This is a genomic window from Paenibacillus shirakamiensis (assembly GCF_017874255.1).
Classification (GTDB): Bacteria; Bacillota; Bacilli; order Paenibacillales; family Paenibacillaceae; genus Fontibacillus; species Fontibacillus shirakamiensis.
This window is the reverse complement of record NZ_JAGGLD010000003.1, coordinates 162029-185129: the sequence shown is the minus strand read 5'-3', so window position 1 is coordinate 185129 and position 23101 is coordinate 162029. Positions and strand designations below refer to the sequence as shown.

General features: G+C 43.1%; 20 protein-coding genes. All 20 read left to right on the top strand.

Going from position 1 to position 23101, the window contains the following annotated elements:
* Positions 1-114 precede the first annotated feature (114 nt).
* The 20 genes from pnp (at position 115) to J2Z69_RS10150 (ending at position 22882) form a co-directional block, all read left to right on the top strand.
* On the top strand, positions 115-2211 hold the full coding sequence (gene pnp / locus J2Z69_RS10245; protein ID WP_209861797.1) for a polyribonucleotide nucleotidyltransferase: 2097 nt from the start codon (positions 115-117) through the stop codon (positions 2209-2211).
* A gap of 133 nt (positions 2212-2344) precedes the next feature.
* Positions 2345-3349 (top strand): polysaccharide deacetylase family protein, encoded by a 1005-nt coding sequence (locus J2Z69_RS10240; protein WP_425354998.1) that lies wholly within the window; start codon positions 2345-2347, stop codon positions 3347-3349.
* 97 nt (positions 3350-3446) lie between these two features.
* Positions 3447-4712, top strand: coding sequence for a M16 family metallopeptidase (locus J2Z69_RS10235; RefSeq protein WP_209861791.1), 1266 nt, complete (start codon positions 3447-3449; stop codon positions 4710-4712).
* A complete protein-coding gene (gene dut, locus J2Z69_RS10230; protein WP_245339190.1) occupies positions 4690-5139 on the top strand; it encodes a dUTP diphosphatase in 450 nt (149 codons plus the stop codon). The genes J2Z69_RS10235 and dut overlap by 23 nt, the downstream gene beginning before the upstream one ends.
* 156 nt (positions 5140-5295) lie before the next feature.
* Positions 5296-6207, top strand: a complete 912-nt coding sequence (dpsA, locus tag J2Z69_RS10225; protein ID WP_209861785.1) for a dipicolinate synthase subunit DpsA — start codon at positions 5296-5298, stop codon at positions 6205-6207.
* Complete coding sequence (locus J2Z69_RS10220; RefSeq protein WP_209861782.1) at positions 6189-6773, top strand: dipicolinate synthase subunit B; 585 nt, start codon at positions 6189-6191, stop codon at positions 6771-6773. Before dpsA ends, J2Z69_RS10220 begins: the two co-directional genes overlap by 19 nt.
* Before the next feature lie 67 nt (positions 6774-6840).
* The gene (locus tag J2Z69_RS10215; protein ID WP_209861779.1) at positions 6841-7884 is read left to right on the top strand and encodes an aspartate-semialdehyde dehydrogenase; all 1044 of its coding nucleotides are present in this window, start codon (positions 6841-6843) and stop codon (positions 7882-7884) included.
* A 79-nt stretch (positions 7885-7963) separates the two neighbouring features.
* Complete coding sequence (gene dapG / locus J2Z69_RS10210; RefSeq protein WP_209861775.1) at positions 7964-9184, top strand: aspartate kinase; 1221 nt, start codon at positions 7964-7966, stop codon at positions 9182-9184.
* 37 nt (positions 9185-9221) lie between these two features.
* Entirely contained in the window at positions 9222-10094 is an 873-nt protein-coding gene (dapA, locus tag J2Z69_RS10205; RefSeq protein WP_209861772.1) for a 4-hydroxy-tetrahydrodipicolinate synthase, read from the top strand.
* A 358-nt stretch (positions 10095-10452) separates the two neighbouring features.
* Positions 10453-12132 (top strand): ribonuclease J, encoded by a 1680-nt coding sequence (locus tag J2Z69_RS10200; protein WP_209861769.1) that lies wholly within the window; start codon positions 10453-10455, stop codon positions 12130-12132.
* Positions 12133-12307: 175 nt separating this feature from the next.
* Positions 12308-13075, top strand: a complete 768-nt coding sequence (locus tag J2Z69_RS10195; protein ID WP_209861767.1) for a ClpP family protease — start codon at positions 12308-12310, stop codon at positions 13073-13075.
* On the top strand, positions 13072-13302 hold the full coding sequence (locus tag J2Z69_RS10190) for a YlzJ-like family protein (protein ID WP_209861765.1): 231 nt from the start codon (positions 13072-13074) through the stop codon (positions 13300-13302). Before J2Z69_RS10195 ends, J2Z69_RS10190 begins: the two co-directional genes overlap by 4 nt.
* Before the next feature lie 69 nt (positions 13303-13371).
* A complete protein-coding gene (locus tag J2Z69_RS10185) occupies positions 13372-15990 on the top strand; it encodes an FtsK/SpoIIIE family DNA translocase (protein ID WP_245339188.1) in 2619 nt (872 codons plus the stop codon).
* 137 nt (positions 15991-16127) lie between these two features.
* Positions 16128-16997, top strand: coding sequence for a spore cortex-lytic enzyme (gene sleB / locus J2Z69_RS10180; RefSeq protein WP_209861763.1), 870 nt, complete (start codon positions 16128-16130; stop codon positions 16995-16997).
* A gap of 150 nt (positions 16998-17147) precedes the next feature.
* Entirely contained in the window at positions 17148-18428 is a 1281-nt protein-coding gene (gene yfmF, locus J2Z69_RS10175) for an EF-P 5-aminopentanol modification-associated protein YfmF (RefSeq protein ID WP_209861761.1), read from the top strand.
* Positions 18429-18431: 3 nt separating this feature from the next.
* The gene (gene yfmH, locus J2Z69_RS10170; RefSeq protein WP_209861759.1) at positions 18432-19715 is read left to right on the top strand and encodes an EF-P 5-aminopentanol modification-associated protein YfmH; all 1284 of its coding nucleotides are present in this window, start codon (positions 18432-18434) and stop codon (positions 19713-19715) included.
* Positions 19712-20479 (top strand): elongation factor P 5-aminopentanone reductase, encoded by a 768-nt coding sequence (ymfI, locus tag J2Z69_RS10165; RefSeq protein ID WP_209861756.1) that lies wholly within the window; start codon positions 19712-19714, stop codon positions 20477-20479. The genes yfmH and ymfI overlap by 4 nt, the downstream gene beginning before the upstream one ends.
* Before the next feature lie 94 nt (positions 20480-20573).
* Positions 20574-20828, top strand: a complete 255-nt coding sequence (locus J2Z69_RS10160; protein ID WP_209861753.1) for a DUF3243 domain-containing protein — start codon at positions 20574-20576, stop codon at positions 20826-20828.
* A gap of 213 nt (positions 20829-21041) precedes the next feature.
* Positions 21042-21812 carry a YmfK family protein gene (locus J2Z69_RS10155; protein WP_209861750.1) on the top strand — a complete coding sequence of 257 codons (771 nt, stop codon included), beginning with the start codon at positions 21042-21044 and terminating at the stop codon, positions 21810-21812.
* Positions 21813-21850: 38 nt separating this feature from the next.
* Positions 21851-22882: a helix-turn-helix domain-containing protein gene (locus J2Z69_RS10150; RefSeq protein WP_209861746.1), complete on the top strand. Its 1032-nt coding sequence runs from the start codon at positions 21851-21853 to the stop codon at positions 22880-22882.
* Positions 22883-23101: the final 219 nt, after the last annotated feature.

Genomic DNA, 23101 nt, shown 5'->3' with positions numbered 1-23101 from the left:
TGGCCGCTAGGTTGCTTTTTATAATAGCTGAAGTTTATGAATTGTGGACGAGCAGGAAATAATGAGAATGACAACGAACATAACTATGTAAAGATGAGGACAAGGAGGTATCCCATGGAACAAGTGAATATGCAACTTGGCGGTCGTACTCTTACTCTAGAGACGGGACGTCTTGCCAAACAAGCGAATGCGGCGGTAACCGTGCGTTATGGTGATACAGTGGTGCTTTGTACAGTTACGGCTTCTAATGAGCCCAAGGATCTGGACTTTTTCCCACTGACTGTGAACTATGAAGAGAAACTATATGCCGTAGGTAAAATACCTGGTGGATTCATCAAGCGTGAAGGACGTCCAAGTGAGAAAGCAATTCTTTCCAGCCGTCTAACAGATCGCCCGATTCGTCCATTATTCCCGGAAGGATTCCGTAATGATGTACAAATTGCCAACTTAGTCATGAGCGTGGATCAAGATTGCTCACCTGAAATTGCAGCGATGATCGGTACATCTGCGGCACTTAGTATTTCGGACGTTCCTTTTAGTGGTCCAGTGGGTGGCGTGGCAGTAGGCCGAATTGACGGTCAATTCATAATTAATCCTGACATTGCGCAGCAAGCTGTAAGTGATATGTACCTTGTGGTTGCAGGCACCAAAGATGCAATTATGATGGTTGAAGCAGAAGCTAACGAATTGCCAGAAAGTGTGATGCTTGAAGCAATTATGTTCGGTCATGATGAGATTAAGAACATCGTAGCTACGATTGAGCAACTAGTACAAGTTGCTGGCAAACCAAAAATGGCTGTGAAATTGCACGCTGTTAATGCGGATGTGAATCGCGAAGTTCGTGAGCATGCAAGCTCCCGTCTGGTGGAAGCAGTCAAGATTGCTGAGAAACATGCACGCCAAGAAGCAATTGATGCGGTAAATGATGAAACTGTGGGCTTTTTTGTTGAGAAGTACATAGAATCACCAGAGCTGATGAAGGATGTCAAAGAAGTTCTGCATGATATCGTAAAAGAAGAAGTTCGTCGCTTGATTACTCATGATAAAGTTCGCCCAGACGGACGTAAGCTTGAAGAGATTCGCCCTATTGAATGTGATATTAACTTGCTTCCGCGTACACACGGATCGGGTCTATTCACGCGTGGACAGACTCAAGCGCTTAGTATTTGTACTTTAGGACCACTTGGAGACGTCCAAATCTTAGACGGCATTAGCCTCGAAGAATCCAAACGTTTCATGCATCATTACAACTTCCCGCCATTCAGCGTAGGGGAAGCAAGACCGCTTCGTCCACCAGGTCGCCGGGAAATTGGCCATGGTGCTTTGGGTGAACGCGCGCTGATGAAGGTTATCCCTTCTGAAGTGGAATTCCCTTATACCATCCGTCTAGTATCTGAAGTACTTGAGTCGAACGGATCTACCTCCCAAGCAAGTATTTGTGCAAGCACACTTGCGATGATGGACGCAGGGGTTCCTATTAAGGCGCCAGTTGCTGGGGTAGCGATGGGTCTGATCAAAGATGGTGAGCATGTATCCATCCTAACGGATATTCAAGGTATGGAAGATCACCTAGGAGATATGGACTTTAAGGTTGCAGGTACAGCTGAAGGAGTTACAGCAATCCAAATGGATATCAAAATTGATGGGATTGACCGTCAAATCTTGGAATCTGCTTTGGAGCAAGCTCGTGAAGGCCGGATGCATATCCTCTCGAAGATGATGGAAGTCATTCAGACGCCGAAGACTACTTTGTCACAATACGCACCTAAAATCCTAACCATGAATATCAATCCGGACAAGATCCGTGATGTGATTGGTGCAGGAGGTAAGATCATTAATAAAATTATTGATGAGACGGGTGTTAAAATTGATATCGAACAAGATGGCCGTGTATTCATCGCTTCCACAAATCAGGAAATGAATGAGAAGGCTCGTTCCATTATTGAAGGAATTGTAAAAGAAGTCGTTATTGGCGAGATCTACATGGGTACCGTGAAACGTATAGAGAAATTCGGTGCATTTGTTGAAATTTTGCCGGGTAAAGATGGATTAGTTCACATTTCTCAATTATCCACAGAGCGTGTAGCTAAAGTTGAAGATGTTATCGCAATTGGGGATGTCATTACAGTGAAAGTTACAGAGATCGATCAACAAGGTCGTGTGAATCTTTCCCGCAAAGCTGTACTTACAGCGGACACCGCTTCCCAATAACCAAGTCGTATAGATATAGCGCAAGAGGCAGAATGGATGTTCTATTCTGGCTCTTTTTGCGTTGTCCCTAGTGCATATTCTTCCGTATTCTCACATATGATGAGGACAAACATGTTGGGAAGGATGGCCTATGATGATTCGTAGAAAAATAGTAGTTATAGCATGCAGTATGGCGGTCGCATTAATCATTGGACAATGGAGCGGTGTTCACGCTTTTTGGAATCAGCAGATTACTGAGACTCCTGGGCAATATGCCTTTCAACTTTTTGGAGGAAGCTCGGAAGATAGTACACTTTTAACACAGATTAAAGAGGAAGCAGTGCGGAGGAATGTAGCTCCTATAGATGCAGTACATGATCGCGTATGGAAAGCGATTCCTGGATACAATGGCCTTGAAGTGGATATTGACCAGACATATCAGAAAGCATTAGCTTTAAAAGAAAGCCAGTCCTCTCCCACATTATCTCTGAATCAAATTCCTTATATTTACCGACAAGTGAAACCTAAGGTGCAGCTAGAAGATCTGGGTGCCCTCCCTATATATCGCGGCAATCCAGCTAAAAAAATGGTTGCGCTTATGATTAATGTGGCCTGGGGGAATGAGTACTTAATACCGATGCTCGATACGCTGGATGCAGCGAAGGTTAAAGCAACTTTTTTTCTCGATGGAAGCTGGCTCAACAAAAATGCTGATTTGGCTAAAGAAATTCAGAAGCGTGGTCATCAGCTGGAGAATCATGCTTACTCTCATCCGAATATGACACAACTTACAGAAAGCCGAGCCGTACTTGAGATTAGCCGTACCAAAGATTTGCTCAAATCTTCTTTAAATGTAGATAACCGCTGGTTTGCTCCTCCATCCGGGGATTTTAACCAACGAACCGTGGAACAAGCGGCAGCTCAAGGGCTGAAGACTGTTTTATGGACCTTAGACACGGTAGACTGGACCAAACCCTCACCTCAAAGTATTGTTAGCAAAATAGCCAAGCGTACTGAGCCCGGAACCTTGATTCTGTTACATCCGACCCAATCTTCAAGAGATGCGTTACAAGGAATGATTCAAGCGATTCACAATAAGGGCCTAGAACTTGGAACGATAGACGAGACGCTTTCTTCAGATCGCATCCCCGCGAAGTAGACGGCTTGAGGATTTCTTAATTTTTTGATAGGATTATGATGCATTTATATGAAAAAATACACAACTATAGATAATGCAAAGTCTAGGAGGTCCTTTCGTGAGAAAAGTGCAGCTAAAGAACGGCTTGAGAGTAGTCATGGAGCAGATTCCTACCTGCCGCTCAGTGTCGTTCGGAATCTGGGTGAAAACAGGTTCAAGAGACGAAAGACCTGAAGAGAATGGAATATCCCATTTTATCGAACACATGCTATTCAAAGGTACCGAGCGGTTCGATGCCAAAGACATCGCGGAGCAGTTTGATGCGATTGGTGGAAATGTCAACGCATTTACATCTAAAGAGTACACCTGCTATTACGCCAAAGTGTTAGATGAACATCTTCCGATTGCAGTGGATGTGCTTTCTGATATGTTTTTCAATTCACTCTTTGACGAGACTGAACTAAGCAAAGAGAAAAATGTTATTTTGGAAGAAATATCGATGTATGAGGATACACCCGATGATATTGTACATGATCTTGTGACTGAAGCAGCTTATGGAAGTCATCCTCTCGCATATCCTATCTTGGGGACGGAAGAACGTTTGTCTCGGATGACCTCATCTACGCTTCAGGCTTACATGAAGGAAAATTATACGCTAGAGAATACGGTCATTAGTGTAGCTGGTAATATTGATGATCAGGTCCTTGATTTAATTGAGCGACATTTTGGAGACTTTAATCGTTCAGGTGGACGAAATACGATTCATATGCCAGAGTTCTTGGGAGATCTGAGATACCGCAAAAAGAAAACGGAACAAAATCATATTTGTCTTTCCTTCCAAGGGCTCCCTATTGATGATCCTCGTCAGTATGCTATGGTTCTTCTTAATAATGCACTAGGTGGGGGAATGAGTTCGAGATTGTTCCAAGAGATTCGAGAAAAGAGAGGCTTAGCTTACTCTGTATACTCCTATCATAGCTCGCATGCAGACAGCGGTCTTTTCACTGTGTATGCAGGGACAGCGCCGAAGCAGACGAAAGATGTACTGGAACTGACCAAACAAATTTTGCGGGATGTCTCCATTCAAGGACTTACGGAGAGCGAACTTCGTAAAGGCAAGGAACAACTAAAAGGTAGTCTGATTCTTAGTCTGGAAAGCACAGGCAGTCGTATGAATAGACTCGGCAAAAATGAACTTATGCTCGGTAAGCACTATACACTCGATGAGATGATTGAACGAATTGAAGCGGTAGAAATGGAAGATGTTCGATATGTACTGGACTGGATGTTTGAGAAACCGTTCTCTCTCGCTATGGTTGGTGCGTCTGACCGAGTAATTAATGGAATAAGGAGAGATGAACTTGTCTTATCTGGTACAAATTAATCGTCTATCTGGACATGAGGATATTGAACTTCCTAAAAAGATGTCTGCATTAGCTTCAGGATTCGATCTCTATGCCGCAGTAGATGCTCCTGTTACTTTGGCACCCGGTGAACGTAAGTTAATTCCTACAGGGTTTGCAATCGCTATGCCAGCAGGTCTAGAGGCTCAGATTAGACCGCGCAGCGGGCTAGCTTTTAAGCATGGCATTACTTGCCTGAACACCCCCGGAACGATTGATGCGGACTATCGTGGTGAGATTAAGGTTTTGCTAATTAACCTAGGCCAGGAATCCTTTGATATCGCCAGAAATGAACGAATTGCACAAATGGTATTTCAGTCTGTTCCTGAAGTCCAGTTAGAAGAAGTGGATCAACTCAGTGACACGGTGCGGGGCATAGGTGGATTTGGGCACACCGGCAAAAATTAAAAATAGTAATCCACATGCTACATCGATTGTACAAAAACCTACATTTAACTAAATGTAGGTTTTTTTGTGTTTTCATATCTAAAGGCAATCACCCCTGATCCCTAAGAGGCATAGAATATCTTATATGTGCTGTCATGAAAGGAGTGGTCTCCTGCAATGCTTACCGGTTTGACCCTCGTTTTCTTAGGTGGAGATGCCCGCCAACTGGAAGTGATCCGCAAAAGTACTGAACTTGATGCCAATGTGAAGGTCATCGGCTTTGATCATCTTCCAGCACCGCTGTCAGGGGTCATGCACGAGTCCATCTCGCTTGAAGTTATCTCTTCAGCCGATGTACTTGTTTTACCCGTTGTGGGAAGCGATGAGCATGGAGTGATACCGACTTCCTTTGCAACGGAACCTTTAGTGCTTACGGAAGAACATTTTGCAGCGATGCCTGAGGATGTTCTTATTTATACAGGAATGGCTAAAGATTTTGTCCGAAACATGTGTAAGAAATACTGCTTAAAGCTGTTTGAAGTGTTAGATCGGGATGATGTAGCTATTTATAACTCTATTCCAACAGCAGAAGGCGCTTTGATGATGGCCATTCAAAATACCGAAATTACGCTACATGGATCCACTTGTATGGTTCTGGGATTAGGTCGTACTGGCTTTACATTAGCAAGAAATCTTCAGTCTTTAGGAGCCACAGTGAAGGCTGGGGTTCATAGGGATGACCACTTTGCTAGAGCAGCTGAAATGGGCTGGAAGCCTTTTATAACAACGGATTTGGCCGACGAGGCAACCGATGTTGACTTGATTTTTAATACAATTCCGCATATGATAATCACAGCGCAAATCATCTCAAAGATGCCTCAGCAAGCTGTAATCATTGACCTAGCTTCTGCTCCTGGAGGAACGGATTTCCGTTATGCTCAGCGGCGTGGAGTTAAGGCCATGCTTGCCCCAGGCTTACCCGGAATCGTCGCACCCAAAACGGCTGGTATTATCATGGCGAATTGTATTACTCAGTCGATTATGGATGAGAAGACACGGGGGGATGAATCATGGACTTTACAGGATTAACCGTGGGGTATGCCATTACAGGTTCCCATTGTACCTTTGAAGAGATAATGCCGCAAATTCAGCGATTTGTAGATGCAGGTGCAGAAGTTGTACCTATTGCATCTCATACGGTTATGACTACAGACACACGCTTTGGAACCTCAGCCAATTGGCAAAAACAGTTGAAAGATATTACGGGGAATGATATCATTTCTACAATTGTCGAGGCAGAGCCGCTCGGTCCTTCCAAGCGGCTTGATGTGCTGACTATTGCGCCTTGCACGGGGAATACAGCTAGTAAGCTTGCGAATGCTATGACAGATAGTCCCGTTCTCATGGCAGCCAAGGCACAACTTCGTACTGGAAGACCTGTTGTTATTGCCATTTCAACTAATGATGGTCTAGGATTTAACATGGCCAACATTGCGAAGCTCATTGTAGCTAAAAATATTTACTTTGTACCATTTGGTCAGGATAATCCTACAGGAAAGCCGAACTCACTCGTATCCAGAATGGAACTCATTCCAGAGACGTGTTTTGCTGCTATTACAGGCAATCAGCTTCAACCTGTAATTATTGAGTATTAAGCAACCTAATCATAGTAATTCGAACTTATTATATATAGTAGCGATTAGAGAAGGGGAGACGTGCCAGATGAGTAAAACGAAATTTAATGTCGCAGTAGTAGGAGCCACGGGAGCTGTTGGGGAACAAATTATCAGATTGTTGGAAGAGAGAGATTTTCCAATTGATAAGCTGAAGTTCTTGTCTTCGGCCCGTTCAGCAGGGACTCGCGTTAGCTTTAAAGGACAGGAAATTACGGTTGAAGAAGCTGGCCCGGACAGTTTTGCAGGTGTTGATATTGCTCTGTTCAGTGCAGGGGGAGATGTCAGCAAGGAACTGGCCCCTCATGCGGTACGTCATGGAGCTGTATGTATCGATAATACGAATGCATTTCGTATGGACCCGAATACACCGCTTGTTGTTCCGGAGGTAAATGAGGCTCAGATTTTTGAACATAAGGGAATCATTGCGAATCCGAACTGCTCTACCATTCAAATGGTTGCTGCACTCAAACCGTTGTACGATAAATACGGAATTGCCCGCATCATTGTATCAACCTACCAAGCTGTATCCGGCGCGGGAAGTAGTGCAATTGATGAATTGAATCGTCAGACGAAAGATATCGTAGAAGGTAGAGTCACTGAGCCTGCTATTTTACCCGTTGGATCATTGCCTGTGAAACATCAAATTGCTTATAATGCGATTCCGCAAATCGATAAGTTTCAAGACAATGGATATACGCTTGAGGAAATGAAAATGGTTCGTGAGACCAAGAAAATTTTTAACGATGAATCGGTGCTAGTTACGGCAACTTGCGTGCGAATTCCTGTAATCTATGGGCACTCTGAATCTGTATATGTCGAACTAAAACAAGATTATGATCTTGAAGAAATTAGACAATTACTTGCAGATGCCCCGGGTGTAACACTTGTAGATGACCCTGCCAATCAACAATATCCTCTGGCAACTGATGCTGCTGGTAAAAATGATGTTTTTGTCGGCCGATTACGCCGTGATTTGACGAATGAACGTGGACTTAATCTTTGGATTGTGTCAGACAATCTATTAAAAGGTGCAGCCTGGAATGCAGTGCAAATTGCAGAAATTATTGCAGCGGCTGAATCTAACAAATAACTCTCATAATCATACGCTCCTCTTCTTGGATGAAGAGGGAGCGTATGTCTTCTTTTGACAACATACTGGAGGAATAGCAATGCGCATCATGGTTCAGAAATTTGGTGGAACTTCTCTAGCCACACCGGAAGCAAGAAGTCATGTCCTGCGTCATATCCACCGAGAATTGCAGGCTGGTTACCGTTTAGTTATCGTTGTATCTGCTATGGGACGCAAGGGAGAGCCTTATGCTACCGATACACTGCTGGATTGGGTGGATGTGCAAGGGGGACCTCTTCCTTCACGCGAGAAGGACTTACTGCTGCATTGTGGGGAAATTATTTCGGCAACGACGCTTTGTGGTCTTTTGGCTGGGGAATCTATAGCTTCATCAGTGTTGACGGGAGCCCAAGCAGGGTTCCGTACAGATGAACAATTCGGGAATGCAAGAATCTTAGAGGTAGTACCTGCTCGTATTTTAGATGAATTACAGCATAAGCAAGTGGTTATCGTGACTGGCTTTCAAGGACAAAGCTTAAATGGAGAAATAACTACCTTGGGCCGTGGAGGAAGCGACACCTCAGCGACTGCATTAGGATCGGCTCTTCGTGCAGAAATCGTTGATATCTATACTGACGTAAATGGGATTCTAACGGCGGACCCTAGAATTGTGGAAGATGCTAGACCCCTGTCTTATGTCAGCTATACGGAGATTTGTAATATGGCTCATCAGGGAGCTAAGGTCATTCACCCTAGAGCCGTGGAAATTGCTATGCAGTCCGGTGTTCCAGTTCGAGTAAGATCTACTTTTTCTGATGGCGAAGGTACATTAGTATCCAATCCAGAAAGTTTTAAAGACCAACAGGACGGTATTATTGATCGGTTTGTAACAGGCATTGCTTATGTGAATAACGTTACTCAAATTACTGTATCGGCAGAGGGACGAGGTCATCGTCTTCAACTAGAAGTCTTCAAAGCTATGGCCGAGCATGCGATCAGCGTTGACTTTATTAATGTAACTCCTGCTGGGGCAGTGTATACGGTCTTTGATAGTGATAGTACAAAAGCAGTATCCGTCTTAGAGGATCAAGGATTTTCTCCTAAAGTAGTCAATGGATGTGCAAAAGTCTCTGTTATTGGCGGCGGCATTAACGGTGTGCCAGGAATTATGGCTCAGATCGTAGAGGCCCTTACAGAACATGATATTCCTATTTTGCAATCGGCGGATTCGAATACAACGATATGGGTGCTTGTAACCAAAGATGATATGGTGCAGGCATTACGAGCATTGCATACCAAATTTGAACTCAATAGATTATAGCAATTACAATTATGATTGGGATGAAGGAGGAGACAAGGTGGAATTTGGAAGACTGATTACTGCAATGGTCACCCCGTTTAATGAACAAGGCGATATAGATTGGGATAACACAGCCAAATTAATAGATTATTTGATTAATGAACAGAAGTCTGATGCATTAGTTGTATGCGGCACGACAGGGGAGTCCCCAACACTAAGTGATGAAGAAAAACTTGCCTTGATAGACTTCTCTGTGAAACATGCGGCAGGCAGAGTCAGTATTATTGCGGGGACAGGGAGCAACAATACGGCTCATTCCATTCATCTTACACAAGAAGCGGAGAAGCTTGGTGTTGATGGAGCATTGATTGTTGTACCTTACTACAACAAGCCGAGTCAAGAGGGGCTTTATCGACATTTCGAAGCTATAGCTTTGGCAACGAAGTTGCCTATACTTCTATATAATGTACCTGGGCGAACCGTTACGAGTCTATCCACTCCAACCATTTTACGTCTAGCGGAAATTTCTAATATCATAGCGATTAAAGAGTGTGCTTCGTTGGATCAAGTAGCAGAAGTAGCTTACAGAGCACCAGAACATTTCAAGGTATACTCTGGAGATGATGGTGCAACCCTTCCAGCATTGTCTGTTGGTGCATATGGTATTATAAGCGTGGCAAGTCATATTATTGGACCCCAAATGAAGCAAATGATTGCAGCATATTTAGAAGGCCAAGTGGAGGAGGCAGCACAGTTACATCAAAGATTATTGCCTACGTTTAAAGGGCTTTTTGAATGTCCTACGCCTTTACCCAATCCCGTTGCTGTCAAATTTGCACTTAATGAACGTGGAATCAAGGTAGGATCTGTAAGATTACCGCTTGTGGAAGCATCGAAGGAAGAGGAAGCTTTCATCCGTAATCTCCTGTAAATTCAAGAGTTGCCCGATATTCCATAATGGAATGTCGGGCTTTTTTGCGCGATATGGGAATGCTACTTTTAATTCACCACAGAATAATTCTTCAAAGAGATAAGAATTATTTGTCGTATAGATACACAGCGATAACATATTTCTGATTCAAATTATGGTGGAAGATGCGGTATACTCCAGTTTAACTTGTTTTTTGCCAATTTGATCATGTATAATGAGGTCAAGTGACTGGGTGCGGTATTTTTGAATTGATATAAAGGTACGGGATGAGCCTAAATGTGATATTTGGGGTAATTTACTTCATCCGTATTCATCGAAATGATACGACGTCCAATATAATTAGGAGGGTTAGATTCACTTGTCCAAAAAAAATAATATTGATAAACTAACGATCTTTGCACTGGGCGGCGTTGCAGAAATCGGGAAGAACATGTACGTAATTCAGTACGGAAATGACATCGTTGTCATTGATTCGGGACTTAAATTCCCTGAAGAAGACATGCTGGGTATCGACATCGTAATTCCTGATATTTCTTATTTAACAGAGAACCGCGATAAAGTAAGAGGAATTATCTTAACGCATGGACATGAAGACCATATTGGCGGATTGCCTTATGTTCTTAAGAATTTAAATGTCCCTGTCTATGGTACTAGATTGACATTAGGTCTTGTGGAGAACAAATTGAAGGAAGCTAATTTGTTAGGAGATACCAAGCGTATTCTAATCCATGCAGATTCTGAGATTCAATTGGGTTCCACTTTAAAAGCAACATTCTTCAAGACGAATCACAGTATTCCTGATTCCGTGGGTGTATGTGTGGAGACGCCAGAAGGAAACGTTGTGCATACGGGAGACTTTAAATTTGACCACACACCAGTCAATGGTCAATTTGCAGACTTGCAACGTATGGCTGAAATTGGTCAAAAAGGCGTGCTTGCCCTTTTGTCCGATAGTACAAATGCTGAAAAGCCAGGATACACACCTTCCGAGAGAAACGTGGGAGTTGTTCTTGGGGATATTTTCCGCAAAGCGCAACAACGCGTAGTTGTAGCCACGTTTGCATCTAATGTGCATCGTATACAGCAGGTTATTGATGCTGCTTACTCCACAGGTCGAAAAGTGACTGTTATTGGTCGCAGTATGGTGAATGTAGTGTCGATTGCTTCTGAACTTGGATACCTTGAAGTACCCGATGGTATTCTTATTGAGCCAGAAGAAGTGAACAAAATGGCTGGCGAACGAGTAGTTATCTTGTCTACTGGTAGCCAAGGAGAACCGATGTCTGCGCTTACACGTATGGCTCGTTCTACGCATCGCAAAGTAGATATTATGCCAGGAGATACTGTAGTTATTGCTGCTACCCCTGTTCCAGGTAATGAGAAGTATGTAGGCCGCACGATTGACGAATTGTTCCGTCTTGGAGCAGACGTAATCTATAGTGGTACAAATCCGGGAGTACACGTCTCCGGTCACGGAAGTCAGGAAGAATTGAAGTTGATGCTTAACCTGATGACACCGAAATACTTCATTCCTATCCACGGTGAGTACCGCATGCTACGCAAGCATAAATCTTTAGGGGAAGCTGTAGGTATTCCTTCAGAGAACATTTTCCTCATTGATATCGGCGATACAATTGAAATTCAAAATGGTGCTGCGCGTAAAGCAGGCAAAGTGCCAGCAGGCAACGTCCTTATTGATGGTCTTGGTGTGGGCGATGTAGGTAATATTGTACTTCGTGATCGCAAACTTCTCTCGCAAGATGGTATTCTTGTGGTGGTTGTAACTCTTAGCAAGCAAGATGGTACGATTGTATCTGGACCCGACATTATCTCTCGTGGATTTGTCTACGTTAGAGAATCGGAAGGCCTCTTAGATGAAGCCAACCGTATTGTAACAAGTACATTGGAACGGTTAATGAGCGAGAACGTCAATGAATGGGCTTCCCTCAAGACGAACGTCAAAGATGCGCTAGGCCGCTTCTTGTACGAACAGACTCGCCGTAGACCAATGATTCTTCCGATCATTATGGAAGTTTAATTTTAGACATCAGGGTTGGCACACAGTCGCCCCCACTCCCCACCGGTAATATGGACGGTTCCCGGCGGAGTGGGGGCTTTTTCTATCTTTATTTATCCATTTAGCGTGTATATCTCTATTCCAATGAGCGGAATACTAACCAAGATCAGGACTAAGGGAAGGGTGAGATGTGAAAATGGATACACAGAGACAAAATGAAGCTGGTGCGCAACACGCAACTGAGTCTGAACTTCCGCCTACGGAATTACCTGTTGAGAAAAAACCGGTGGTGGAGTATATTCAGCAACTCGGACAGACCAGTGTTCCTACGGCAGGAGAATCTAATCTATATTGTCTAACCATTATTGGACAGATTGAAGGGCACATCGTACTCCCTCCACAAAATAAAACGACGAAATATGAACATCTCATCCCACAGTTGGTTGCTGCAGAGCAGAATCCACATATTGAAGGGATATTGATTATATTGAACACAGTGGGAGGAGATGTGGAAGCGGGGCTAGCCATTGCAGAAATGATTGCATCCTTATCGAAACCTACGGTTACGGTAGTCATTGGCGGAGGACATAGCATTGGGGTACCTATTGCTGTAGCATCCACATATTCTTTTATCGCGGAAAGTGCGACCATGACGATTCATCCTATACGGATGAATGGATTAGTAATTGGGGTACCTCAGACATTTGAGTATATTGAAAAGATGCAAGAGAGGGTCGTACGCTTTGTAACATCTCATTCGAGAATAACGGACGTTCACTTCAAAGAATTAATGTTCAAGACAGGTGACCTGAATCGGGATATTGGTACTGCTGTTGGTGGCAAGGATGCGGTTGAGTATGGACTTATGGACGGAATTGGCGGTATTGGCCAAGCTCTTACATATTTAAATAACCTCATTGCATCTCGCCGTGAGTTAAAGTCAGCAGGGGGACTTACGCAATGACCCACTATACAATCCTACCTTGGGAGCTAATATTTGAACAAGAAGATGAAGTTCAGACATTTACTGAAATTGAGTTGAACGGTGTCCTGCTGCAAATTCGAATGGAAGAGGGGAATCGGGCTACGATTGTCCGACTGCTAAGAGGGGGACTAGAGGATTATTTGAATCCTTCAATTGCGCCAGGTCAGGAAATACAGTATATGCCAACACTGCAAAACAACAAGTAAACACTGCATCCATCCTATAGGTACCCCTCAAGGATTATGATATAATATTCTTCTGGGGGGTGTTCTGCATTGGCAACAAAACGAAAGAAGAAAAAGGCCACCATGGGCAACGTACTAAAGTATGAAATTTACGGAATTATTCTAATTACCCTCTCGATAATCGCTCTCTCTGGCGAAGCGGCAGTGGGGCGTACGCTTTTCAAAATGGCTGCCATGGTTTTGGGCAAGTTCTATTTCGTGATCCCTCTTATAGGTATATATGTAGGCCTAGCCGTTATGATACATCGGAAATGGCCATCGCGCTGGAGTTCAAGAAAGACAGGATTAGTGCTTCTTGTTATGGCTTTTGCCCTGATGAGTACAATTACCGCCGTTCAGACTAAATTGGTTCCCACGTTATTAGTTACACCCGGCAATGTGCTGACTCAAATTCATCAAGATATTACTTATGCTTTTGCTAAAGCATCAACGGGTGGAGTAGCGACCATGTTCAATTTAGACATCAGCGGAGGGTACGTAGGATCTCTTGAGTTCATTGTACTTTATATGCTTTTTGGAATGACGGGGGTCAAACTCCTGCTGATGGTCATGTTCGCAATCAGTTTTATGCTAATCACTAATCTTTCTTATGTTGATTTGTTCGTATTATTTCGCAAATATACGGGGAATGCAGCCGTTGAAATAAGCAAAAAGATCAAGCATCTGCGTCCTGTAGCTGCTGAATCCAAACCACGAATAAAAGCGAAAGCGGAGCGAACAGGTCCAAAAATAAATATGCGTGCTTCTATCCCAGATGATGACGATGAAGACTACATCGATGATCGGCCTATGAACCAACCGAAAAGGAAAGCAGGATTATTCCAACTTCTCGGATACAAAGAAGAACAAAAGGAAAATTTGGATACACAACTGGATGAGACAGATATGATCTGGGAAGCAAAGCCAGCTGTGGATTGGAACGATTTGAATTATAGCAATCGTGTGTCATCCGTCCCAGATAATGAAGTCATAGGATCAAAGTTACCTCCTACTAATGAACCTCCCGCGTTAATTATTAGAGATTTTTTCGACCAGATTCAAAGGGACGATATACATACGGAGGATGATCCATCACATGAGACTGCATTAGATCAGGAACCGGTAGATTCCAGCCTAATATCATCGGACGACTTGATATCTGCCCCGTTGGTAGAGTCTAATCCAGTTACTTCAGGGACAGCTGAAGAGACTATAGTACCTGAAGCACCAAAGCCAGCCCCCAGACCGTATAAATTGCCTCCTTTTAAGTTGTTAGCCAAGGCTAGCACTAATGTGAAGGCAGGGGATCAAGCTGATTATATGCAAACGGCCCGCAAGCTTGAAGCTACCTTAGAGAGTTTCGGAGTGCGAGCTAAAGTGCTTGAGGTGGTGCGAGGACCCGCGGTGACTAGGTATGAAATTCAGCCGGATATCGGAGTAAAGGTGAGCCGAATTGTAAATCTGACAGATGATATCGCTCTTGCATTAGCTGCAAAAGATATTCGGATGGAGGCGCCGATACCTGGTAAATCTGCAATCGGTATTGAAGTGCCCAACGGAGAAGTATCCATTGTTACGATGCGAGAAGTTATGGAGACGGCAACGTTCCAAGAAGCAGATGCCAAATTATCGATTGCATTCGGTCGAGATATTGCAGGTCAGACTATTGTAGGCAATCTGGCTAAAATGCCCCATTTACTTGTTGCAGGGGCGACGGGATCAGGTAAATCGGTTTGTATTAACGGAATTATTACGAGCATTTTGTATAAAGCCAAACCAGATGAAGTGAAATTTCTAATGGTTGACCCTAAAATGGTTGAACTGAATATGTATAATGGTATTCCGCATTTATTAGCACCTGTCGTAACGGATCCGCGAAGAGCTTCGCTTGCACTGAAGAAGATTGTCGTCGAGATGGAGAAGCGTTATGAGTTGTTCTCCAAATCAGGGGCACGAAATGTTGAGGGATATAACAACATGATGCGAGATGTGAATGCATCAGCTGTACTTCCTTACATTGTTGTCATTGTGGACGAGCTGGCGGATCTTATGATGGTCGCAGCCAATGATGTAGAAGACGCCATTGCTCGATTGGCTCAAATGGCCCGTGCAGCAGGTATTCATTTGATTATAGCTACACAGCGCCCATCTGTAGATGTCATTACGGGTGTTATTAAGGCCAATATTCCTTCACGAATTGCATTCGGCGTATCATCCCAAGTAGATTCACGTACGATTCTTGATATGGGTGGAGCGGAGAAATTGCTAGGTAGAGGAGATATGCTCTTCATGCCTATGGGAGCTTCCAAGCCAATTCGTGTTCAAGGAGCCTTTATGAGTGATCAGGAAGTCGAGAATATTGTCGAGTTCGTCAGGGCTCAAGGTCAAGCAGAATATGATGAAAGTCTTATTCCCGAAATTGATGATACCATTCAGGAACCAGCTGAACAACTTGATGAGCTCTATGATCAGGCCGTGCAAATTGTCTTAGAAGCCAAGCAAGCCTCGGTATCCTTACTTCAAAGAAAAATGCGGGTCGGATATACGCGAGCAGCGCGTCTCATTGATTCAATGGAAGCTCGTGGAATTGTTGGACCTTATGAAGGCAGTAAACCCAGAGAAGTGCTAACTTCTATGGAACTGTATCGTCAAAGTAAAGTAAGTTCATGAAAAACATTAAAGTCCTGTGCTAAGAAGCATGGGGCTTTTTTGTGTTCCTTTCTAAGAAGTGCATAGGATGCTGGAGGGGTTGTCATACTAAAGTTACCCAACTAAGTACAACCCATGTGAAAGGTAGGACGAAACATATGAAGAACAGAAAAAGCTGGTTAACGGCGGGCCTAGTTTTTTTGCTAGTCATAACGCTTATCGGGGCTTATCAGTCACAAAAATCTAGCTCTAAGACAACACCTACAGAGTATGAGACCCCCGAAAATGCAGTGCCTGTATTCTCTTCACAGATTATTAAGGTAGGCGCATTCGGTCAGGATGTATATGAACTTCAAGGTAGATTAGCTTTTTTAGGGTTTTACAAAGGAAAGTTAGATAGTAACTTTGGTGAATCAACGAAGAAATCTGTAATGTGGTTCCAATCTGAATTTGGAATGAAGGCAGATGGAGTTGCCGGCGCCAAGACAAAGCTCAAACTGTATACGGCCTCTAAAGATTGGAAGCCTCAAGCTTCTTCCTACAACCCGAACCCGAATGCAGGCAAAGAAAACACTTCAGGATCTTCGGAATCGACGAGTGGCGATAAAGAAAACACATCCTCTAATTCGAATAGTAATTCTGGAGAATTATCCTCTTCGAACCCACTGGGTTTGTCCTCAAATGACATGAAGATTATGGCCAACGCGGTAAATGGCGAAGCACGCGGGGAATCGTTTGAAGGGCAGGTCGCGGTAGCTGCAGTTATTCTTAATCGCGTGAAATCACCTAGTTTTCCAAATACGGTATCTGGGGTAATTTTTCAACCCGGCGCCTTCACCGCGGTCGCAGATGGGCAGATTTGGCTAGAGCCCAATGAAAGTTCTCGTAAGGCCGTTCGTGAAGCGATGAATGGCATGGATCCTTCAGGGGGATGTTTGTACTACTTTAACCCAGAGACGGCGACATCCAAATGGATTTGGAGTAGACCTCAAGTTAAAACCATTGGCAAACATATTTTTTGTATGTAAAAAACAGCTTGACAGGTGAAGCAACCCATAGTAATAAGGTTGCTTCTTTACTTTGGGAACTGTTAGAATGAGATGAAATTGGTTCATTTTACTAGAAGGTTTGTCTTAAATTCAAGAATATCAATCGCCTCATGCAAAGGAGTTTTGTCCTTGAGTAAATCATTGTTTGAACGCGGAAGCGTGAACAATATCCGTATCCATGTGCTACCTACACAAAGATTCAAGACATTCGCGATTTCACTTTATGCGGGGATTCCTCTACAAGAAGAAACGGTAACGACAACGGGACTCATTCCCTTTGTACTGCGCAGAGGAACAGTCTCTTATCCAGAGACAACCCAATTTAGAGAAGAACTCGAGCGGCTGTACGGTGCAGGTTTTGGCTTTGATATTTATAAAAGAGGCGATTATCAGATCGTTCAATTGAGAATGGATACCATTAACGATTCATTTGTCCAAAGTGATGAGCCTCTATTAGACCAATCCTTTGCTTTCTTAGGGGAAGTATTAACTAAGCCTGTGCTGGAGGATGGAAAATTTCGGTCAAGTTATGTAACCGCAGAGAAAGAGACGGTTCGCAAAAAATTAGAATCCATTGTTAATGATAAAATTCGTTATGCAGCAGAGCGTTGTACTGAAGAGATGTTCCGGGGAGATCCGTATCGTCTTCATCCGTTAGGTAATCGAGTAGATATTGCTGCTATCACCCCGGAGGTTTTGTACGAAGCTTATCAAAAATGGCTACAAGAGGCTAGCTTTGATTTGTATGTGGTCGGCGATACTACACTTGAAGAAATATCTCAGCTGGTTGCCAAAAATTTTCCAATCAGTCGTCCTTCGGAACCTGTATACACCGGCACTCAGATTCAATTCACGGAAGATGAAGTTCGTAAGGTGGAAGAGAGGCTTAATGTGAACCAAGGGAAATTGAATCTAGGTTTGCGTACTTCCATTACCTACGGGGATGATCGTTATGCTTCAGCACTGGTCTATAACGGTATATTGGGCAGTTACCCTCACTCCAAATTATTCATTAATGTGCGTGAGAAAGAAAGTTTGGCTTATTATGCAGCTTCTCGTTATGACGGACACAAGGGCATGGGCATGATTCAAGCTGGAATTGAAGTCGCTAATGAAGAGAAAGCTTTGGAGATTATAAAGAATCAATTAGAAGATCTTAAGCAAGGCAAGATCAGTGAACTAGAAATGAGTCAAACGAAAGCAATGATTCGTAATCAGCTGGTTGAGATGCAGGACTCCGCATTCGAACAGATAGCTTATGATTTTAATCGTGTACTCTCAGGTAAAGAGCGTTCTGCCGAGGAGCTTTTACAACAAATAGATAGAATCACCCCAGAAGATGTTATCGAAGCTGCCCAAACGTTCCATTTGGATACGATTTACTTTTTGCAGGGTGAGAAGGAGGAGTAAATTGTGGAGAAGCTGCACTATGAGAAATTGCAGGAGACACTCTATCATGAAGTGATGGACAATGGACTGCAGGTTTATGTTCTTCCTAAGCCAGGATTTCAGAAGACATATGCTACATTTTCAACCCGATTTGGTTCAGTGGATAATCATTTTAAGGTTGCGGGACAAGAAGAACATCAAGTTCCTGATGGCGTTGCACACTTTTTAGAACATAAAATGTTCGAAGAGCCTGAAGGAGATATTTTTGCTACGTTTGCTACGCAAGGTGCATCAGCCAACGCTTTTACAAGCTTTGATCAGACGGTATATCTGTTCTCAGCTACGGAGAATATTCCTGCTAATTTAGAGACTCTAATCAATTTTGTGCAGAATCCATACTTCACCGACCAAAATGTCGAAAAAGAAAAAGGGATTATTGGGCAAGAAATCGGCATGTATGCAGATAATCCAGATTGGCGTGTTTATTTTGGATTAATTGAAGCGCTCTATAAAGTTCATCCAGTTCATATTGATATCGCTGGAACAGTGGAATCCATCGCCACCATTACAAAAGAAACCTTGTATACGTGTTATCACTCCTTCTACCATCCAAGTAACATGCTGTTATTTGTGGTTGGTGGTGTGGAGCCTGAGGAAGTATTTGAGTTAGTTCGAGCGAACCAAGCCAAAAAAGATTATAAGGCTCAGGGTGAAATTGACAGAATATTTACACCAGAACCGAAAGAAGTAAATGAAAGAAAGCGTACATCCAGACTTGCTGTATCTCTTCCGAAATGCTTGTTCGGTTTCAAAGAAATTCAGGTGGGGATCCGAGGAGAAGCACGTATTCGACAAGATTTGCTTACAAAGATGGCTTTGGATTTGCTATTCGGTTCAAGCACAGCGCTGTATCAAAAACTATATGACCAAGATTTAATCTCAGATAGTTTTGGTCATGAGTATAACAGTGATCCTAACTATGCTTTTTCTGCCATTGGGGGCGATACCCGAGATCCTGAGGCATTATTAAGTACAATAAAGACGGAAGTTAGCACCATTGTAGAGACCGGATTCAGATCGGAAGATTTCGAACGGGCTCGTAAAAAGAAAATTGGCGGTTACCTTAGAATGCTGAATTCTCCAGAGAATATCGCGCATGAGTTTACTAAATATCGTTTCCGCGGTGGTGATTTGTTTAATGTTCAAGCATTGTATGAGTCGTTCACGTTAGAAGAAGTGAATCAACGTCTGCGTGACCATATCAATTGGGATCAATTAGCGATATCACTTGTGGTAAGTCCCGAATGAATTTGGCATCTGGGAGAGAGAAGAATATCAGTGATATGACCGTACTGGTAACGGGGGGAAGTCGCGGGATTGGTGCAGCGATTGCAGAACGTTTTGCTCAAGTAGGAATGAATGTGGTGATTCATTACAATCAAGCGCATGAACAAGCCAATGAGACAGCGCGAAGGTGCTTAAGTTATGGGGCTAAGGTTCTTACAATTACTGCAGACCTAAAAAGTAAAGTTGAAATTGATCGCATGCGTGATAAATTGGATAGTCATGATTTATATCCTGATATCCTAGTTAACAATGCAGGCATTGCAAGCTATGGCATGTTGGAAGATACGACAGAAGATCTTTGGGATGAAGTTATAAATGTGAATTTAAAAGGTGTGTTTCTCTGCACTCAAGCATTCATGCCTTATATGATCCGTCAGCGGTATGGACGTATCATTAACGTCTCTTCAATCTGGGGAGTATCAGGGGCCTCCTGCGAAGTAGCCTATTCAGCGGCTAAGGGAGGCGTCAATGCCTTTACTAAAGCACTTGCTAAGGAGATCGCTCCTTCAGCAGTAACTGTGAATGCGGTAGCCCCAGGAGCTGTACAGACCGACATGATGAATAGCTTTGAAGAAGCAGAATTACATCGGCTGAAGGAGGATATCCCGGCGGGAAGATTAGCCGTGCCTCATGAAATTGCTTCATTGGTTTATTTTCTGGCCTTACCCGAATCTGGTTATATCACAGGTCAAATCATAAGCCCTAACGGGGGATGGATGACTTAAATTTCCAATGCAGTAATCTGTATAAGAAAGCTCCAACTATCGCATATTACAACTGTTGATTTTAAATCTTGCATTAGGCGAAGGAGGATTTATCATGTCAACTGTGCTAAGTAACTTCGATGGTTGGAAAAAGTTCCTTGGAGAACGTGTGAAGCATGCTGAAAAAGCAGGCCTTAGCGAAGATTCCATTGCGAATTTGGCTTACGAAATAGGTGGCTTTCTGGATGAGAAAGTAGATCCTCAAAATGCTTCTAACCGGGCACTCAAAGAAATATGGGATGTAGGCAATGAGGACGAGCGCAAGACCATTGCAAGATTGATGGTCAAATTAGCCAAGAAGTACGCATAATGTAGACAAGAGAAGCTCCCTGATGGGGGCTTTTCTGGCATATTCGTGACGATACTTGCCTTTCATTTTTATTTTATATATCATTAATAGATATGATTGTCTTTCTGCGTTGTAAAGAGAAATTAGAATCATATTTGGTTGATTATGCAGGAATGTAGCAGCATTTTGTCGAATATTGCTTGAATATTGTTGTGCCGAAGAAGAGGTGTGCGAATGAAACAAAAGAAACAATGGTATATGGAATACAAAATACATAGAAATCGTCCTGGCTTATTGGGTGATATTGCCTCTATGTTCGGTATGCTTAATGTGAATATCATTACGATTAATGGTGTAGAAGGACAAAATCGAGGTATGCTGCTTGAATGTGATGACGATGCCAAGATTGAAATGTTGGGCAAGATCATGACAAAAGTAGAGAATATTACCGTTCTTGCTTTGCGAACCCCGAGACTGGTCGATATTTTAGCTGTACGCCATGGGCGTTATATTGACCGAGACAGCGATGACCGCAAGACGTTCCGATTCACTAGGGATGAACTTGGGTTACTGGTTGATTTTTTGGGTGAATTATTTAAAAGGGAAGGCCATCAAGTGATAGGTCTTCGGGGTATGCCACGTGTAGGTAAGACAGAATCTATTATTGCAGGTAGTGTATGTTCCATGAAACGATGGACTTTTGTATCATCTACACTGCTTAGACAGACGGTGCGTAGTCAACTATCGGAAGAAGAGAACAATCCTAATAATATTTTTATTATTGATGGCATTATAAGTACAATTCGTTCCAATGAAAAACACTACCAACTATTGGAAGATATCATGTCGATGCCTTCTACTAAGGTAATTGAGCATCCCGATATTTTCATTAAGGAATCTAAATACGACTATAGCGATTTCGATATCCTCATTGAATTACGCAACAATCCCGAGGAAGAAATCGTTTATGATACGTTCACTACGCTTTATGCAGATGATGTTTAATGTAACAGATTATACAACTAACGAACGGAGGTGATGGTATGTCGGATCTGGGCCAACAGTTAAAAGAGGCAAGGCTACAAAGAGGCTTGTCACTTGATGATGTTCAGGACATGACTAAAATTCGCAAGAGATATTTGGAAGCCATCGAAGCAGGAGACTATAAGGTATTACCAGGAAGTTTTTACGTAAGAGCATTCATCAAAACTTATGCAGAAGCAGTGGGGGTGGAACCTGATGGGCTGCTTGAGGAACATCGAAAAGATGTACCTATAGCCGAGCCTGAACCTGTCCTTGAGCCTGTTATGCAGAAGAGAAGAAGTACCCAAGTATCAACAGGTGGGAATTCAAAATGGCTTTCTACGGTATTGATGTTTTCATTTGCGTTGTTGATCGTAGTAGTAATCTATATTGTGATTTCAAATAATAAGAGTGCAAGTAATACAAAGGCCCCAGATGGCACATCTGTGACCACGAACGATAAGGCAAATGATCCAAAAGTAACGGATCCTGTCGCGCCATCTACAGGCGTTGATACGCCTAGTCCGACTCCTTCTGGAGGTGGGACTACAATGACTCCGGGACAGACGACACCTACAACACCAGCGCCAACAACACCTACAACTCCGGAACCGACAACGCCTACTCCAGATCCGGGAATAACACCTGTAGTGCCTGAGTCGGGGGCCGTAGCTGTTACGAAAGATGGTAAAAAGGGTAGCACAACCCTATTCAAAGTTACGGGTACTAAAGGAGCTCCAGTGAAAGTAGAAATCAAAGGAACCGGAAAGAGCTGGGTTGAAGTGCGCCGTGGTTCTTCCAAAGGTGAAAAATTGTTCTTTGATTTTGTAGATGATGGAACACTTCAATCTTACGATTTGGATGCATCTGGATTGTATATCAAATCGGGAAGTTCCAGTCATACCCAGATTACGGTTGCAGGTCAATCGGTGGATGATGGGAAAAATACAACTAGAGTGCAGTTAAATCTAAGCGATAGTGCGGGAACAAACACCGAGTCTGGAACGGGTACTTCTGAGCCTGAGGCAGATACCGGCAAAGCAGGAGAGTAGATTCGTACTTTAAGGTTATCTTACTAGGATGAGATGGTGCTATTACTTCATGCCAGAAGCACATGGTGGATATGGATTATTTGGGATTTGGATCCGCCTGCTGTATTCTAGGAGCGGTAGACCTCATTCGCGGGGGCTTAAAGTCTAGATGATGTTCAGGCTTGGACAATATTATTCTTTTTAAGAAAGTGTTCTGTCTCTTGTAGACAGGACACTTTT